The organism is Aerococcus sp. L_32 (assembly GCF_050689315.1).
Genome location: NZ_JBOEQF010001108.1, coordinates 1 through 610 on the forward strand (window position 1 = coordinate 1; position 610 = coordinate 610).

The window sequence follows — 610 nt, forward strand, 5'->3', positions numbered from 1 at the left end:
GCTAACAATTCCTTCATCTTTTTCCCACTAAATCCTGCGTCCACTAAAATCTTCCGCTTAGGGGTTTCAATATAAGTAGCGTTTCCGCTAGAGCTACTGCCGAGCATGGAAACACGCATTGTAAAATCATTTTGTGCAGTCTCCATGATTGCCTCCTTCTAGATCTAAATACTGTTATTTTTTCATTTATTATTCTTTATCTTATCACCGACTATTCAGCGACGTCATCATCCGAATCTTCCTCAGCCTGTGGTTGCCACTTCAATTTCTCTAACTGTAAATGGTCAATTGCTTGTGCCGAACCCATCAAAGGTAACTGCACAACCTGCGCCTCTTGTCCCAGCGCCTTAGCAACCTTCACATTCGACCCCGCAACCCAAGCATATAAATATTGATGGTCTAACCACTCTGCCGATTGACGGCCCCAAGCATCCGGATTCATTAACTGGCTGCTGATGCCCTTCAAATAGCCCTGCCACAACTTGAATAAGGATACCCCTTTTTCACTCCGCATTGGTAAGACATTTTTTTGTAAAAGGGCAACCAAAGCCACGCTGACAACCAGCAATAACGAAGCCCATACATTTAAAGCTTGCAGCTGCAATTGCCA

2 pseudogenes are annotated in these 610 nt (G+C 44.1%); both read right to left on the reverse strand.

The features are described from left to right. A pseudogene (locus tag ACRCJ0_RS18415) lies at positions 1-146 on the reverse strand (MBL fold metallo-hydrolase); the annotation flags it as partial. Positions 147-211: 65 nt separating this feature from the next. Continuing rightward, positions 212-610, reverse strand: a pseudogene (locus ACRCJ0_RS18420) (DUF2207 domain-containing protein); the annotation flags it as partial.